Source organism: Microcoleus harperi Pol14_C6 (genome assembly GCF_036701295.1).
Taxonomy (GTDB): Bacteria; Cyanobacteriota; Cyanobacteriia; order Cyanobacteriales; family Microcoleaceae; genus Microcoleus.
Window position 1 is genome coordinate 64,671 of the sequence record NZ_JAUBQN010000003.1, and the last position, 15,913, is coordinate 80,583.

13 protein-coding genes are annotated in these 15,913 nt (G+C 45.4%); 5 read left to right on the forward strand and 8 right to left on the reverse strand.

Annotated features, from left to right (window positions below; all coding sequences use genetic code 11):
* Positions 1-59 precede the first annotated feature (59 nt).
* Positions 60-482, forward strand: coding sequence for an ATP-binding protein (locus QUA27_RS03630; RefSeq protein WP_006633914.1), 423 nt, complete (start codon positions 60-62; stop codon positions 480-482).
* A 337-nt stretch (positions 483-819) separates the two neighbouring features.
* Here the strand turns inward: QUA27_RS03630 and QUA27_RS03635 are convergent, their stop codons facing one another.
* Positions 820-1,254 (reverse strand): nuclear transport factor 2 family protein, encoded by a 435-nt coding sequence (locus QUA27_RS03635; protein ID WP_333066377.1) that lies wholly within the window; start codon positions 1,252-1,254, stop codon positions 820-822.
* 347 nt (positions 1,255-1,601) lie between these two features.
* Positions 1,602-2,564, reverse strand: coding sequence for an orange carotenoid protein N-terminal domain-containing protein (locus QUA27_RS03640; protein ID WP_333066379.1), 963 nt, complete (start codon positions 2,562-2,564; stop codon positions 1,602-1,604).
* A 209-nt stretch (positions 2,565-2,773) separates the two neighbouring features.
* Between QUA27_RS03640 and queG the strand changes: the two genes are divergently transcribed.
* Both queG and QUA27_RS03650 read left to right on the forward strand, forming a co-directional pair.
* The gene (queG, locus tag QUA27_RS03645) at positions 2,774-3,739 is read left to right on the forward strand and encodes a tRNA epoxyqueuosine(34) reductase QueG (protein WP_333066380.1); all 966 of its coding nucleotides are present in this window, start codon (positions 2,774-2,776) and stop codon (positions 3,737-3,739) included.
* A gap of 311 nt (positions 3,740-4,050) precedes the next feature.
* On the forward strand, positions 4,051-4,689 hold the full coding sequence (locus tag QUA27_RS03650) for an HAD-IA family hydrolase (RefSeq protein ID WP_333066382.1): 639 nt from the start codon (positions 4,051-4,053) through the stop codon (positions 4,687-4,689).
* Positions 4,690-4,840: 151 nt separating this feature from the next.
* Here QUA27_RS03650 and QUA27_RS03655 read toward each other — a convergent pair whose 3' ends face one another.
* Both QUA27_RS03655 and QUA27_RS03660 read right to left on the reverse strand, forming a co-directional pair.
* Positions 4,841-5,668, reverse strand: coding sequence for an SWIM zinc finger family protein (locus QUA27_RS03655; RefSeq protein WP_333066383.1), 828 nt, complete (start codon positions 5,666-5,668; stop codon positions 4,841-4,843).
* Positions 5,669-5,874: 206 nt separating this feature from the next.
* Positions 5,875-9,237, reverse strand: a complete 3,363-nt coding sequence (locus QUA27_RS03660) for a sll1366 family intein-prone helicase (RefSeq protein WP_333066385.1) — start codon at positions 9,235-9,237, stop codon at positions 5,875-5,877.
* Between the two features lie 265 nt (positions 9,238-9,502).
* Between QUA27_RS03660 and QUA27_RS03665 the strand changes: the two genes are divergently transcribed.
* Together QUA27_RS03665 and QUA27_RS03670 are read left to right on the forward strand one after the other, a co-directional pair.
* Entirely contained in the window at positions 9,503-9,658 is a 156-nt protein-coding gene (locus QUA27_RS03665; RefSeq protein ID WP_333066387.1) for a hypothetical protein, read from the forward strand.
* 51 nt (positions 9,659-9,709) lie between these two features.
* Positions 9,710-11,863 (forward strand): polyribonucleotide nucleotidyltransferase, encoded by a 2,154-nt coding sequence (locus tag QUA27_RS03670; RefSeq protein WP_333066388.1) that lies wholly within the window; start codon positions 9,710-9,712, stop codon positions 11,861-11,863.
* A gap of 350 nt (positions 11,864-12,213) precedes the next feature.
* On the opposite strand, the gene QUA27_RS03675 is transcribed toward QUA27_RS03670, so the two are convergent.
* From QUA27_RS03675 to QUA27_RS03690, 4 genes are all read right to left on the reverse strand, one after another.
* The gene (locus QUA27_RS03675) at positions 12,214-13,404 is read right to left on the reverse strand and encodes a Rid family detoxifying hydrolase (protein ID WP_333066389.1); all 1,191 of its coding nucleotides are present in this window, start codon (positions 13,402-13,404) and stop codon (positions 12,214-12,216) included.
* Positions 13,405-13,530: 126 nt separating this feature from the next.
* The gene (msrB, locus tag QUA27_RS03680) at positions 13,531-13,938 is read right to left on the reverse strand and encodes a peptide-methionine (R)-S-oxide reductase MsrB (protein ID WP_333066390.1); all 408 of its coding nucleotides are present in this window, start codon (positions 13,936-13,938) and stop codon (positions 13,531-13,533) included.
* Between the two features lie 309 nt (positions 13,939-14,247).
* Complete coding sequence (locus QUA27_RS03685; RefSeq protein WP_333066391.1) at positions 14,248-14,961, reverse strand: molybdopterin-dependent oxidoreductase; 714 nt, start codon at positions 14,959-14,961, stop codon at positions 14,248-14,250.
* A 10-nt stretch (positions 14,962-14,971) separates the two neighbouring features.
* Positions 14,972-15,580: a cytochrome b/b6 domain-containing protein gene (locus QUA27_RS03690; RefSeq protein ID WP_333066392.1), complete on the reverse strand. Its 609-nt coding sequence runs from the start codon at positions 15,578-15,580 to the stop codon at positions 14,972-14,974.
* Positions 15,581-15,913: the final 333 nt, after the last annotated feature.

Genomic DNA, 15,913 nt, shown 5'->3' on the forward strand with positions numbered 1-15,913 from the left:
GCGTCGTGTTTCATACCTGGTGTGAAGACACAGGGTTTTCAAACTTACGGGATTTTTTTATGAATACTGAGCTTCATGTGCCAAGCGACTTGCGGTTTTTAACAATTGTTGAAAATTGGTTGCTGAGCAGTTTGGAAGTAGAGCTAGGAGAGCACGTCGATTGGCCGCGTCAGTCGAATCGTTTGCGCTTGGTGTTAGCAGAAGCCTATTCTAACGTGATCCGCCATGCTCACAAAGATCAACCCAATTTACCCGTTTTAATTCGCTTGAATTTAAAAAATAGGGATATTGGTTTAGAAATTTGGGATTACGGTAAAGGTTACGAAATGGATACTTACAATCCTCCGAGGCCGGAAGCTAAACAGGAAAGCGGCTACGGCTGGCTGATTATGAGTAGACTTATGGATCGGGTGGACTACACTTTGCAAATAGACGGTCGCAACTGTCTAAAGTTGGAAGCGAGTTTGCCGGAAAAATCTTAATTAGTCATTAGTCATTAGTCATTAATGATTGGCAATGCACTTTTTGACTCGCTTTGGCTGTCTGTCGCACGCTGCGGTGACAGCCAGTTTTTCGTGGAGTAGCGTCCCTCTCTAAGAAACTGTAAGATTGTAGGGGTAAAGTCCAGATCGCACAAATACCAAACAAACGGGATTTTTATACCGTGAGGGACACTTTACCAAAGATTTGGATAAAAACCCGGTGTCTGCCTCATTCTTGCCAGAAAAAGCCGATTAACCTGTCGATCGCACGACTTTAACTATTACGTGCGATCGACAGGTCAAACCCCAATAGGCAAGTTAAATCTGAAACAGCTTATTAAACATCAAATTTCTTATGTGACCGCATGTTTAGCAATTCTTGGGGAGAAGCTAACAGTTTGACCGTCACAGAAAGGATTTTTTGGTCAGAATTGAGCAAGAACAGCCATCCGACATTAACACCAAATGCGGAAGTTTGCACCCGGCCGCTGACCTGAACTTCTACCTTGCCATCTTCTAAAATTTGGCTGACACCTTTCTGGGGTTCTAGCTGCATTCCTCGCGCTTCTTTTTTTAGATAAGTGGCGATCGCAATCCTGCCGATAATTGGATCTTCAAACGGCGCGTGCAGAACCCCATCATCGGCCAATAAATTAGCCGTCGCTTCAAAATCCCCCGCGTTTAAAGTTTCAAAATATTGCAGTATCCCTGGCATTGTGATGCCTGCAATCTTTATAGAGTTAGTTAAAATAGGTCGAGTTGTGGCGGTCATAAAACAAGTGATTTCAAATGAATGAGTATACTGTAATCATTCTCTTTGTCGCAGCAAATCCCTCAAAAGAGATAAGTAGGGGTAGGAAAATAATTCTCCGAAAAAAGGAGGAATCGGGAACCGCAGAGCGTCAATCGCAGCTTTCAGAGCGATCGACCAAAATCAATCCTACTTTCAAAAAATACAAGTGTAGCCAAGCTGTAAACCCTGATACCATAAGTCATTTTCCATCCTTCAATTCTTGAATCTAAAATTTAAAATCTCAAATCTAAAATGATATAAACCCAGACACCTAATGGCATCTGGGTTTCTGGGCAAGCCTGTTTAACAGAGCCAACAAGAATATTCTATTTGCGGATCAAATTGAGCAATTCTTTAGGAGATGCCAACAAGTCGATCGCCACAAAGAAAATTTGACCTTGGGGATCGAGCAAAAACCGCCATGCAATGTTCATTCCCACATTCGATCCGAACCAGGGAGTTTCGACTTTGCCGGTGACTTTCACTTGGCGGTAGCCATCTTCTGCGGGTTCCGATACGCCTCGCTCGGGCATCATTTTTAGTCCGACGCACTCTTCCCGCATATAGTTGAGGATAGCTTCGCGACCAACGATCGGCTTTTGGAAAGGCGGTTGCAGGGCACCTTCTTCAGCAAATAAACCGACGGCTGGGGTAAAGTCGAAAGCGTTCATGTAGTCGATGTAGCTGAGTACAGTCTGCTCGCTAATACCCTCAATTGTGGTTTTTACCCGCTCTTCTGGAGCGGTGGGAGTGCTGCGCGGGGCAGAGCGTTTGCCGTACTCTTGGTTAAAAGCAGGGTCATAGCCCATGTTAACTACGGTATTCCGAAGTACGGTAATTTGCTGGCCTGGATCGAGTTTCTTGATGGTTTCGAGAACTGCGGTGGCTTCGGGAGACATTTGATAGCCAGCGGGGATCGGAGCGACAAGGCCCTGTTTCATCAACTGCCCCAACTCGTACCAGAAACCGAGTTTGGTGTTGACGCGCAAGGAGGTGTAAATCCGACCAATCGTTGTGTCGGCGTTACTGGCTAGGTCAAACATGGTTTTGCTTTGAGCAGCAGGCGACATTTGCTTGATTTCGCTCAGAATGCCTTCGACAAGCGCCATGCTGGCTACTCCCGGTGCTGCTGCGGTAATGGAAACGCCCATTTCGGTGTAGGCATACCAGAGCAGTGCGAGTTGGTCTTCAACGCTGAGTTTGTAGAACGCTTCCGTGGTAGCCGGAACAATGCTAGCAATCTCGGTGTTGGAAAAAATAGATTGAGCTGATTGAATACTAACTGCCATGTGTATGCTGTGGGATTCGCTGTCGGTTTTACTTGCGTACTTGAATTAGCGAATCGAATTCTCCCTAAATTAAATTATGTAACATTTTTGACATTTTGGAGTTCAAATTTATAAATATAAAGATTGTCAAAGTATTATCAATACTGTCCCAAAAATACTCTTAAAGTTACTAGACTTATGGCACAAATTGTGCGGTGGTTTCTTACGTGATGAAAAAATCAATTAATAGCGATCGCATTAAGCAAAAAGCCATTGAGTTGGGCTTTCACAAAGTCGGTATCGCATCAAAAGACACGGATTTCGATATAGAAAAACAAAGATTGCAGGCTTGGCTGGACAAGGGTTATCAGGCGGATATGGCGTGGATGGCAAACCCGAAACGGCAGGATATTCGATTAATAATGCCAGAGGTGCACTCATTAATATGTGTCGCCATCAACTACTACACGCCTCACCAACGTCCCTCAAATCCCCCTGGTGAGGGGGGGGTCGAGGCAGGAATCGAATATGCTAAAATCTCTCGCTACGGTTGGGGGCGGGATTACCACAGAATTTTGCACAAAAAACTGAAGGTTTTGGCAAATTGGGTGCGATCGCAAGGCGAGGGAATTGAAGCGCGGTATTATGCTGATACCGGACCGGTTCAGGATAAAATGTGGGCGCAACGTGCCGGGATTGGGTGGATTGCCAAAAATGGTAATGTAATTTCGCGCGAATACGGTTCTTGGGTGTTTTTGGGAGAAATCTTGACTAATTTGGAGTTAGCGCCCGATGAACCCCATACGGAACATTGCGGTACTTGTACTCGCTGCATTGAAGCCTGTCCGACCGGGGCAATTACTGAGCCTTTTGTGGTGAATGCCGATCGATGTATAGCCTATCACACGATCGAGAATCGAGCCGAAAAATTGCCAGACGAAATTGCATCTAATTTACAAGGTTGGGTAGCAGGCTGCGACATTTGTCAGGATGTTTGTCCTTGGAATCAGCGATTTGCGAAACCAACTGATGTGGCAGAGTTTGAGCCTTATCCTGAAAACATAGCACCGACACTTGCAGAATTAGCCGACATTTCCGACGAAGAATGGAACCGCAGATTTACAGCTTCGCCGCTGCGGCGCATAAAACCAGAAATGCTGCGGCGAAATGCGAAAGCAAATCAAATTAACCCTTAAAAGTTGAGATGTTCGTCAGGGTGCTTAGGGGTACCTTACCCTATAGATAATACCCCTAGAGTCTGTACGGAGCGCCAATAGTCAATATATTATGCAGTAAGTCATTCCCCCCTCTAAAATCTCAAATCTAAAACGGAGCGCCAATAGTCAATACATTATGCAGTAAGTCATTTCCATCACAAATCTCAAACCTTAAATCTAAAACGGAGCGCCAATAGTCAATACATTATACAGTAAGTCATTCTCATCTCAAATCTCAAATCTCAAATCTCAAATTTTATGCTCTCCCGTTCCTTATTTGCTATTGTCCCATGACCAAAGTAATTATTTTTGATTTTGACGGTACTTTAGCAGATACAATCGATATTCTTCTGAGCATCACCAACCGTTTGTCAGTAGAATTAGGGTTTAAGTCTGCGACCAAAGAGCAAATCGCTCAACTGAGCAATTTAACTTCTTGGCAACTCCTTCAGTATTCTGGCATTTCTATCTTCAAATTCCCGCTGTTGATTAGAATGTTGAAAGCAGAGTTACGCAGCGAAATTCCCAACATTCAATTATTTCCGGGAATTAAAGAAGTTTTACTGGAGTTAAAAAAACTGGGATTTCAACTGGGTATTATCACATCTAATTCCCGAGAAAATGTCTTGGCATCTCTGGAAAAAAATGGTTTGCAAGACACTTTCACATTTATTTACTCTGGGCCAACTTTTGGCAAACATAAAGTTATTAATAGCTGGTTAAAAAGAGAACATATAAATCCTAAACAAGTCGTTTATGTGGGAGATGAGATTAGAGATATAGAAGCTGCTCGAAAAACAGGAATTAAGGTAATGGCTGTAGCTTGGGGTTTTAATTCTCAGGAAGCTTTGGCTGCACACAATCCCGATTTTTTGATTAAACGCCCCCAAGAATTAATAGAGATTATGAGTAATTGGGGGGAAGTGTAAACTGAAATTGCAAAAAGTAAGACTCGTCGGTTGAAATCTATTCTACACAAACTCTCGTTCCAGCAGAGAGGGACTAAAGAATAAAAGGGGTATGAAAGCCTGATTTGTTAACAGCCAGAGTCCCTCGTATCATCTCTGCGAGTAAATTATGTTAATCTCCTTCGCCCCGTTTCAGTGCTGCTAAAACTGCTTGCTGGCTAACTGCTTGGTAGATTTTGCTAAAATGCTGCTTGAGTGCGTCAGATGCCGCCGAGGATTTGCTAGCGGTTCCTTTTCCGTCGGTTGCGAGGGGAATTGGGCCTAAGATATCTAATACTGTTTCGCTGCTGGGCGGCGGTACAATGACTACTAAAGATGATTCTAGCTGCTGGCTGTATTCCCAAAAGCGATCGACCTTCGGCAATTTAGGATTGGTAGTGGGGGCATTTTCGCCGGAGTTGAGTTGGGAATTTTCCTCTCCTTGCGTACCTCGTCTTTGACGGAGTGCTGTCAAGATTTGCTCTTTGGTTCTTCCCCGCAGTTGGAAGAGTACGAAGGGGTCTTCACTGAAGCGATCGCCCAATAAGTAGTATACTGCACTGATGTGTTTGCAAGGGTTTTTGGGGTCAGGACAGCTACAGCGCGATCGAATATCAGATAAGCTTAACGGAAATAGTGTTTTGCCTGCTGCTGCAAATACATCTTCAATATTGTGCGGCATTTCTCCTGCTAAGAGTTTAGCTGAAAAAACTGCTCTTTGGGACATATTTTCAATCACATAATCCCAATCTTCATCTGTCAACGTATCGAGTCCTAATGAAACTTGATAGGGTTTTGGATCGGTGCCTTGAACTATGGCAATTACTTCTTGATTGGGAAATTTAATGCTGAGAACTTTACCTTCCCGCGCATACTGCCAGCCACGTTCTAAGCGCTTTTTGAAGCGGTAGGTATTGATTAAATCTAACCACTGTTGTGTCCACCATTCTCTGTCAATCATAAGCCGAAGGAAGAAGGAAGAAGGAAGAAGGAAGAAGGAAGAAAGCTTTAGTTATCTAGGAGAGTCAGAAACCGAGTCTTTTAGTAAAAAACTGGACTATAACTTTTAATCCTGGTAAAAAACCCGGTTTCTTTGGTCAGAGTGTGTAATTACTCTGATTTTTGACAACTAAAGTCCTCACTAGAAACCGAAGAAAATTAAGTACATTATTCTTCTTCGTTTTCTATAATAGCATTGCGATCGAGAATTAGTAAATTCCGAAGTTGGTCTGTATCTAGCTCGGTGAGCCAGTTCTCGCCGGCGCTGACAACTTGTTCGGCTAGAGCTTTTTTGCTTTCGATCATATCGTGTATTTTCTCCTCTAACGTACCCGTGCAGACAAATTTGTGGACTTGCACGTTGCGGGTTTGACCGATGCGAAATACGCGGTCAGTTGCCTGATTTTCTACTGCGGGATTCCACCATCTGTCATAGTGAAAAACGTGGGTTGCTCTGGTTAAGTTCAAACCTGTACCGCCAGCTTTTAAAGATAAAATCATAATCGGCGGGCCTTGGGGGTCGTGCTGGAAGCGATCGATCATTTCTTCCCGCTGCTGTTGCCGAATTCCTCCGTACAAGAACAAAACTTCTCGCCCTAAATGCTCTTCTAGATGCGGTTTCAGGAGTTTCCCCCATTCGGCAAATTGAGTAAAAATTAAAGCCCGATCGCCCTCAGCGATCACCTCTTCTAACATTTCCACCAACCGCTGCAATTTCCCCGATTCCTGACTCTTAATCTCCAATTCTTTCGGCTTAGCTTCGGCTTTCACAAGAGCCGGATGGTTGCAAAGTTGCTTGAGTTTTACCAGCAAAGCCAGAATCATTCCCCGGCGCTGAATGCCTTCGGCTGACTCTAATTCCGCTATTGACTCTTCGACTATTTTCTGATACAATACTGCCTGTTGAGCCGCCAGCCCGCAAAATACAGTCATCTCCTGTTTTTCGGGCAAATCTTGGATGATTTCTTTGTCAGTTTTCAGACGGCGGAGGATGAAAGGCCGAACGAGCGATCGCAAAGTCTGCAATGATTCCCTATCTCCGTATTTCTCGATCGGAATTGCAAATCGGCGCTGAAAGAAATTGCGCGGTCCCAAATAGCCAGGATTGAGAAACTCCAAAATAGACCACAATTCTTGCAGTCTATTTTCCACCGGAGTTCCTGTCAGCGCAATTCTAAAAGATGCCTCGATTTGTCGCACCGCTTGCGACTGCTTCGCCTCGGAATTTTTAATATTTTGCGCTTCATCCAAAACCAATCCTTGCCATTTAATGCCTTGAAATTCCTTCGCATCGCGAAACACCAGCGCGTAACTGGTAATAATTAAATCCTTTCCCTTAATTGCCGTCGCAAATGCTTTGCCTTTAGCGCGTTTGTCTCCGTGGTGAACTAACACTTTCAGCGTCGGACCAAATTTCTTGACTTCCCGCTCCCAATTGCCCAATACCGATGTCGGACAAACCAGTAATGTTGGCGCTTCTAGAGAATTTTGTTCTTGTAAGTGCACGAGGAAAGCAATTAGCTCGACGGTCTTGCCTAATCCCATATCGTCCGCGAGACAAGCGCCCAAACCCCAGCGTTCTAAGAATGCTAACCAGCCTGCTCCTAGCGCTTGATAAGGTCGCAATTGTCCTCGGAAACTAACCGGAGTTGCGATCGCACTTACCGCTTGATTATCGCTCAAAGTATTCAACAATTCCTGAAGCTGACCCGTAGCCTCAAAATTCACCACCGGCAATTTCTCGATCATTTGAGTATCGCCCGACGCCAAACGCAAAGCATCCTCCAAAGAAAGAGTCATTTGCTCTTTGCGGCTGGCAAAAAAAGTTTGAGCAGCTTTCACATCCGGCGCGCGCAACTCAACCCACTCGCCGTTAATTTCCACCAAAGGCGAATTCAACGCGGTCAATCTGTCAAATTCTGCCTTAGAAATGCGCTGTCCGCCGATCGTCAATTCCCACTTAAAATTTAGCAGACTTTGCAATCCCACCCCACCTTTCGCCGGAGTCACTTTCGGAGTTTCCGCTTGAATGCTCAAACCCAAACGACTCGCCCAACCATCCGTCTTTGTCAAACTCGGCGGCAAAACTACGCCCAACCCGCTATCAGCAAACCGCCAAGCTACAGACTTAATAAACTCGTAAGCTTGCAGCGGATTTAATTGGCAAGATTGAGGCCGCTGTGCTTGCAAACTCGGTTCAATTAACGGATAAAGTTTCGAGGCTAAACCCAAGCCGCTAAGCAAAGTTTCTTGAGGTAATTCTATTGTTCGCCCCGCATAAGCCAAACGCTCGACTGAGTTGTTCCAAATAGTTGTCGCGTCTACCAAAAAATCCGTTTCATCTGCTGCTTGCAAGCAATAATTTAAACTCCAGTTGGCTTTACCGGGCGCTGGTGGTATGAGTTGAAAGCAAGTGCGAAATTGACTTTGTTGAGATAATTGGTTTTGCAGCGGTGCAGTCCAAGCACTCAGCTTGGTTGCCAAGTTTTCCAATGCTGCTGTTTCTACTTGCACAATCCCCGATTCCTGCTGCAAAGCTTGCAGCCATTCGCGCACAGGAGAAACTGCTTTGATATCTAAAGTAGAGCTACCAGCCGTTAGCGCAGCCCTCGAAGAGGATCGCACTTGACTATCTACAATACTGCTCAAAAAGCCTAACACCAATTCCTCCGCCCCCATCGGCAAATCCACCGCTAAAGGCAATTGACTGGATTCTTCTTCCTTTTCCCCTCTTCCTTCTTCTTTTTCCCCTCTTCCTTCTTCTTTTTCCCCTCTTCCTTCTTCCTTCTTCCCTCTTCCTTCTTCCTTCGATTGATATGTTCTGCAAGCCGTCGGCATTTGCTTGACAAAAGTGGCGAGGCGGAGTTTATCTGTAGAACTATCTAACAACGGTTGCCATTTGGCAATAGCAGAACCGTCGGACTGTTTCTCCAATCCAGGCAAAAATTTGCATCTTGCCAACAAATCCAAACTCCACCTAGCAATATGAGACCAAAAACGCAAATCTGAGCCGACAAAAGAGTCGGGTTCCGTGCTGTTAAGCGGTAGTGATTGCAAGAAAACAAAAGCTGCTTGAGGGTTGAGACACAAACCCTCGACTTGCCAGGGATAAAGGTAAATTTCCTCGGTTTTAGCGGGTTCCTCAAGTGCTGCTGCTGAGTGCTGCGCCATCAGATTTGCGTTCGCTTCTGAGATTTGGGTGGGAACTGCGATCGCCCGAATTTCCCTTTGAATTGAGGAGTTGGGTGCGGGAATTTCTGCAGCGCTTTGAGTTTTGGGCGATCGCCTAGTTTTTTTTGTTTTTTCCGGTGGAGTTTCTGCGGTTTCCGGTAATTGCCAGTTGAGTTTTCCCGACTGCTGCAAGGAATTTAGGAAACTCTTAAATTCAGCTTCGGTCATTGCTAAGGGATGCGGTAGATTGCTCCCAGATTCTATGGTGTCAATTGCCCCAAATTTTCGCCAAGTTTCTCCCCAAATAAATAAGCCACTCTTTTCATTATCTAGGAGCCAACTGCCGTGTAAAATTGCCATATTTTTTACCCTGAAATTTGTATTTAAGTGCGAGATTGACTACAGAATTTAACAGAATTTATATGAAATTTATGAAATTTTTATTTAAAACAAACCGAGGAAATTTTAAGCCTGATAGGAATTAGGTAGAACCTGTATATTTAGGTACTTATGGCGCACCTTACGGCTTATTCCCTGTCCTAGATAACTAAATCCCTCTTCCCTCTTCCCTCTTCCTTCTTCCTTCAACGTCCCAATTCCCAAACGAAAATTCATCGTACCATCTATGGAAGGCGTTTGGCGGGCGATCGACCGGAGAATCGACCCCGGAGTGCAAAAAATAATTCGAGAGTATAAATGCTTACAATCGAGACACAGACAGTCGATCGCGAGGCGATTATCCCTGTCTTTTGGCGTCGGACTCTCAAACATCCTGTGGTAATGTTACGATCCCGACAGAGAAAGAATGTGGTAGATAAGGAAGCAGTGCTACATGGTAGAGATAGACAAGTCAATATCCTTCGATGGACGGGATATTAGACTGAAGATTGGTTTACTAGCGCCTCAAGCAGGCGGTGCAGTTTTGATTCAGTCGGGTGACACGGCGGTTTTGGTGACAGCGACTCGATCGCAGGGGAGAGAAGGAATTGATTTCCTGCCCCTGTTGGTGGATTACGAAGAGAGACTCTACGCTGGCGGTAAAATTCCCGGTGGATTTTTGCGAAGGGAAGGGCGTCCCCCAGAAAAAGTAACTTTGACTGGCCGTTTGATCGATCGACCGCTGCGCCCGCTATTTCCAAGCTGGCTGCGAGATGACATCCAAGTTGTAGCCACAACGGTTTCGATGGACGAACAAGTGCCACCGGACGTTTTGGCGGTGACGGGGGCTTCGGTGGCGATACTGCTGGCGAAAATGCCGTTTTACGGGCCGATGGCGGCGGTACGAGTCGGTTTGGTAGGAGATGATTTCATCATCAACCCCACCTACAGCGAAATCAAAGAAGGCGAGTTGGATCTCGTGGTAGCTGGTTCTCCTGACGGAGTAATCATGGTAGAAGCCGGCGCCAACCAGTTGCCGGAACAGGATATCATCGAGGCGATCGACTTCGGCTATGAAGCAGCCTGTGACTTGATTCAAGCCCAGCGCGAAATTATGGCGGAATTGGGGATCGATTTGGTGGTAGAGGAACGGCCATCGCAAGATTCGGCCCTGGAAACCTTCATTCGCGATCGCGCCCAAGAACCCATCCGCATCATTTTGTCAAGATTTGAAAAAGACAAAACAATACGGAATGCAGCATTGGACGAAGTTAAGGCAAATGCAGTCGAAGCTGCGATCGCCGAACTCCCGGAAGAGGACCCGGTAAAAGTAGCCGCCGCTGCCAACAGCAAGGCGATCGGCAACGTTTTCAAAGACGTTACCAAAAAAATGATGCGGAAGCAGATCCTCGAAGATGGCATCCGCGTAGACGGTCGCAAGCTAGACGAGGTGCGACCCGTTTCTTGTCGCGTAGGCGTGCTGCCGTCGCGAGTACACGGCTGTGCGTTGTTTAATCGGGGGTTAACCCAAGTCTTGTCCGCAGCTACCCTGGGAACCCCGGGCGACGCCCAAGACTTAGGAGACGACTTGCACCCGCAGCAAGACAAACGCTACCTGCATCACTACAATTTCCCGCCGTTTTCGGTAGGAGAAACCAAGCCGATGCGATCGCCCGGACGCCGAGAAATCGGTCACGGAGCCCTCGCAGAACGCGCTTTACTGCCGGTTTTGCCATCCAAAGAAGATTTCCCCTACGTGATTCGCGTAGTTTCAGAAATCCTTTCTTCCGACGGTTCGACCTCAATGGGTTCAGTTTGCGCCTCAACGCTAGCATTAATGGATGCAGGCGTTCCCCTTTCCCAACCCGTCAGCGGCGCGGCAATGGGCTTAATTAAAGAAGGCGATGAAGTCCGAATTTTGACTGACATTCAGGCAATTGAAGACTTTTTAGGCGACATGGACTTCAAAGTAGCCGGTACCGACACCGGGATTACTGCTTTGCAGATGGATATGAAAATCAAAGGTTTGCCCTTAGATGTGATTGCCACCGCCATCCGCCAAGCCAAACCAGCCAGACTGCACATTTTAGAAAGAATGCTGTCAACCATCGACACTCCCCGCAAGGAAATGTCGCCGTTTGCACCGCGTTTGCTAACCCTGAAAATCGATCCGGAATTTATCGGTTTGGTAATTGGGCCAGGTGGCAAAACGATCAAAGCCATCACCGAAGAAACCGGTGTCAAAATTGACATCGAAGACGACGGAACCGTGACAATTGCTGGCAACGACAGCGAAAAAGCTCAGCGGGCTTACAACATTGTCCAAGGCATGACGCGCAAGTTGAATGCAGGAGACGTGTATGTCGGCCGCGTAACTCGAATTATTCCGATCGGCGCTTTTGTGGAAATTTTGCCAGGAAAAGAAGGCATGATTCACATTTCGCAGTTAGCGGATTACCGCGTTGGCAAAGTGGAAGACGAGTTAGCTGTGAACGATGAAGTGATTGTCAAAGTGCGAGAAATTGACAATAAAGGTCGAATTAATTTGACTCGCTTGAATATTCATCCCGACGAAGCGGTAGCCGCCCGCGAAGCGCTGAATAAATAGTTGATAGTTGGTAATTGGTAATTGCTTGTAGAGTAATTGCTAATTGCTAATTGGTAACTGGTAATTAGTAATTTCTAATTGCTAATTGAGATTAAATCTGATTGTTTCAGATTGATTTGGGAGTAGGGTGCGCGACAGCGACAGATCGACTTTGTGCGATCGGCTGTAGAAGTTAATAAAGTCGCGCACTTTACCCTCGGCGGTTGCTATAAGTAAACCTTGGAATTATTCATCTCTCTCCCCTCTTCCTCTGCGCCCTCTGGGGTTAAATCGCTCATAAATATTAAAAAAAACGAACTATCCAGAAACCAGACTTATTGAAAAAGCCTGGTTTCTCAAAGAAGCTCAAATCAAATCACAGCAATGCAGTCAATTTCAACTAACACATCTTTCGGCAAACGCGAAACCTCCACACAAGCGCGCGCCGGTGCAGTTGCCTCATCAAAATACTTGGCATAAACCGCATTAACTGCGGCAAAATCATTCATATCTTTGAGGAAAACCGTAGTTTTTACCACATCCAACCAAGTAGCGCCGGCTTCTGTGAGAATGGCTTGGAGATTTGCCATGACTTGTTCGGTTTGCTTGGCCACGTCGTCGGTATAGACGATATCGTTTAGTCTAGTGTCGATGGCAATTTGACCGGCTACAAACAGCATAGTGCCAGTTGCGGCAATGGCTTGATTGTAAGGGCCCACGGGTGCAGGTGCTTTGTCAGTACGAATAATTTTGCGCGTCATAGATATCACTTTTTGGGATAATTTTTCCGAAGTTTCTGGCTGGTAGATTTCTCCGTCAGAGGTTTCTGGCTGGTAGAGTTCTCCATCTGGCATTATCGCATCAGTGAAGTCTGCATTTTCGATATTCCAGCCATAGGTTTTAGAATCAGTCAAGTCTGCTTTTTTAAGGTTGGCTCCCTCCAAATTGGCCATCATCAAATTTGCTTTTTCAAAAACAGCTCTTTCGAGATTTGTCCCTGCCAGACAGGCTTTTTTTAAGTTTGTCCCTGTGAAGTCGGCTGCCGTAAGATCAGCCTCAGCCAGATTAACGCCGGATAAGTTAAATGCAGACAGATTAACGCCTCGGAGTTGTGCTCTATGAAAGTTGGCATCTTGGAGGCTAGAACGTTCTAACTTTACTTGACTCAATTGTGATCCTGTCAAGTTTGCCTTGATCAAATTTGAATCGCTCAGATTTGCTCTACTTAAGTCTGCTTCCTTCAAGGAGGCTTTAGTTAACGATACAGCGTTTAGTTGGGCATCACTCAGATTTGCATTGTCCAGCTTAGTATTACTCAAGTTGGCATTGGTGAGGCTTGCCCTACTCAAATCAGCACCGCTGAGGTAAGCCCTACTTAAGTTTGCTCCAGCCAGGTTTGCCTTAGTAAAGATTGCCTCACTCAACTCAGATCCAGACAAATTTGCATGGGATAGGTTTATTTCACTCAAGTCTGCACCTTTGAGGTCTATCCCACTTAACTGTGCGTTCTTAAAGTCGCGTTGTCCTGCTGCATATTTTTCTAAAAGTTCTTCAGCATCCATAAATAACCTCGATCGCCCTCACGTCCCACAAATCACTATACCATCCGCGCGAATCCGCGTGCACCAGCGGTTTGGCGCGTGGATGATTATGGGATTCCATACTACAGGCTTACCCGTGAAAGAATGTCAGCCAGCAATAAATTTCAATGCAACACCGTTCATGCAATAGCGTTTGCCAGTAGGTGCAGGGCCGTCATCAAATACGTGACCCAAATGCCCCCCGCAGCGATGGCAATGCACTTCAATTCTACTTGCAAACAGCGAATTATCCACAGATGTGGCGATCGCCCCTTTTATGGGGTCATAAAAACTTGGCCAGCCCGTACCGCTATTAAATTTGGTTTGCGATGAAAAAAGTGGCAAATTGCACGCAGCACACGCATAAATTCCCTTTCCGTATTGCTTATCGAGAGGGCTAGTGTGAGCACGTTCAGTGCCGTGTTTTCGCAACACCTCAAACTGTGCCGGTGTCAAAATTTTGCGCCATTCTTCCTCAGTTTTAGTGATTTCAAAAACACCCTGAGAAGCTGCCATAACATTTGACTTCCCAGGTAAATAGCGCGATAACCATGCAATGCTTACTGTTGCGGCACCAGCTTGTAAAAAAAATCGTTTTTTCATGATACATCATCCACTTGCTAATTAACTAACTCAGTCCTAGACTCAACTGGCACTCTGATAAAAATTAATTTTTATATAAGTGGTTGCGCTCGGGCGCTATTTTTTATATAAAAGATCGCCCAAGTGCAACAACTTACCTTTATTTAATGTGACAGTTGCGTAAATCCTGTAACTAAAAGTCATCCCCAATCGAAAAGCTAAAATCTGAAATCGAAAATAGTATTACAGTCCTCCAAACCACTCATAACCTTGATCCTCCCAATAACCCTTTTTAGGCAGCAAGTCACCAACCAATGTAATTTTAGTCACCCACTTACTCTGTTTGTAACCCAGCTTAATTGGAGATGCGAGGCGTAAAGGCGCACCATTCTCAACACTCAGAGGATTACCATTCTTCTGATAAACCATCAAAGTCTGCGGGTGCAACGCCGAAGGCATATCCCAACTCTCGTAATAGCCATCAGCAGACTTAAAGTAAATGTACCGAGCATTTGCCTTTGGTTGAGCAAGGGCTACCAAATCCCGCAGTCGCACCCCTCCCCACTGCACAATCGCAGCCCAACCCTCCACACAAACATGGCGAATTGTCATTACACTCAAAGGCATAATTTGAAGTTGTTCTAGACTGAGGTTGAGAGGACGATTTACCTCGCCATCAATTATCAGACGAAAAGCTTTTTCATCAATGTTTGGAGTAGAATCAAAGGTATTGATAATTAAGGCATTCGGCTCGATCGCACTTACAGGAAATTCCGGTACAAGTTTTTGAGGATTCAACAACAAAGTTTCAACGCTTTGGTTTAGAGGTTCAAAAGTATTCCCGATTAGATCGGATTTAATTAACCCGCAACCACCTAAAAGTAAACCAATGCTAGAAAGTCCTGATAATTGGATAAATTGACGGCGCTGCCATAACCGAGGAGAGTCTGGAAACATGAGAGAACCTCTACCAAAAAATTGACTTAATCAGGCGCGAACCCCCTACATTGAGGCCCAGCAAAGAGTGAATTAGTGCAAAGATGATGACGGTAGGAACCGATATAAAGTGAACGACTCTCAGCGCCTGCCAACTGCCGAATAAATCTACAATCCAGTGGAATTGAGCAGGTTTATACATTCCCATTCCGCTAAATAAAGCTAGCAGCAAAACCGGAATAATTGCTGTGTAAGCTAGGCGGTGCCATGAATAATTTTTGCGCTTCTGGTTCTGAGAATTCTGCAAAGCTTTCAGGTCATTATAGCCGAGAAAACGATGCTGCCAGCGGCGGGTGATGAAAATATAGACACCGTACCAAAATAGATTGAGTGCGAACAACCACATGGCGGCGAAATGCCAATGTCTGCCGCCAGCCAGCCAACCGCCTAGCAAAAATATCGGTGGGAATTGCCATCCTCCCCGCCCACCAAAAACCGGATTCGAGTTGTAAATTTGCAATCCACTGCCAATCATCATAACTAGACTAATGATATTTAACCAGTGAAATAACTTCGCCAAAGTAGCCTGACTCGGTAAAGGTTTAGACCGAGATTTTTTAGAAGGAGCCGATGAATCCATAGTGCTTAAGGGTGACAACAACAGGACTTATGCAAAACCTCTATAACTCAATAACTGGTTCCCAGGCTTCAGCCTGGTAACCAGTAGTGGCTCTTGAAGAACCCTGGTGCATCGCTGTGAGATTGTCGATTTTTATGCAAGGGATTTTCTTTCTTCGACGCACCCTACGGCTACTATTGCATGACTTTTGAGAATGGGTATAAGTTCAGAATAAAAGACTGGGTTCTTAGTAGTCTCTAACTTAATACGAAGCTGACTCCCTTTTGGATTTAAAATTTTTCCTCTTTGCCTAAAACATCCAATTTCCAGTCATCTCCGTATATAAACTAAATA

Excerpts from the sequence above, each read along its gene's own strand:
- QUA27_RS03630 (WP_006633914.1), top strand. The coding sequence starts at position 60 with ATGAATACTGAGCTTCATGTGCCAAGCGACTTGCGGTTTTTAACAATT.
- QUA27_RS03635 (WP_333066377.1), bottom strand. The coding sequence starts at position 1,254 with ATGACCGCCACAACTCGACCTATTTTAACTAACTCTATAAAGATTGCA.
- QUA27_RS03640 (WP_333066379.1), bottom strand. The coding sequence starts at position 2,564 with ATGGCAGTTAGTATTCAATCAGCTCAATCTATTTTTTCCAACACCGAG.
- queG (WP_333066380.1), top strand. The coding sequence starts at position 2,774 with ATGAAAAAATCAATTAATAGCGATCGCATTAAGCAAAAAGCCATTGAG.
- QUA27_RS03650 (WP_333066382.1), top strand. The coding sequence starts at position 4,051 with ATGACCAAAGTAATTATTTTTGATTTTGACGGTACTTTAGCAGATACA.
- QUA27_RS03655 (WP_333066383.1), bottom strand. The coding sequence starts at position 5,668 with ATGATTGACAGAGAATGGTGGACACAACAGTGGTTAGATTTAATCAAT.
- QUA27_RS03660 (WP_333066385.1), bottom strand. The coding sequence starts at position 9,237 with ATGGCAATTTTACACGGCAGTTGGCTCCTAGATAATGAAAAGAGTGGC.
- QUA27_RS03665 (WP_333066387.1), top strand. The coding sequence starts at position 9,503 with ATGGAAGGCGTTTGGCGGGCGATCGACCGGAGAATCGACCCCGGAGTG.
- QUA27_RS03670 (WP_333066388.1), top strand. The coding sequence starts at position 9,710 with ATGGTAGAGATAGACAAGTCAATATCCTTCGATGGACGGGATATTAGA.
- QUA27_RS03675 (WP_333066389.1), bottom strand. The coding sequence starts at position 13,404 with ATGGATGCTGAAGAACTTTTAGAAAAATATGCAGCAGGACAACGCGAC.
- msrB (WP_333066390.1), bottom strand. The coding sequence starts at position 13,938 with ATGGCAGCTTCTCAGGGTGTTTTTGAAATCACTAAAACTGAGGAAGAA.
- QUA27_RS03685 (WP_333066391.1), bottom strand. The coding sequence starts at position 14,961 with ATGTTTCCAGACTCTCCTCGGTTATGGCAGCGCCGTCAATTTATCCAA.
- QUA27_RS03690 (WP_333066392.1), bottom strand. The coding sequence starts at position 15,580 with ATGGATTCATCGGCTCCTTCTAAAAAATCTCGGTCTAAACCTTTACCG.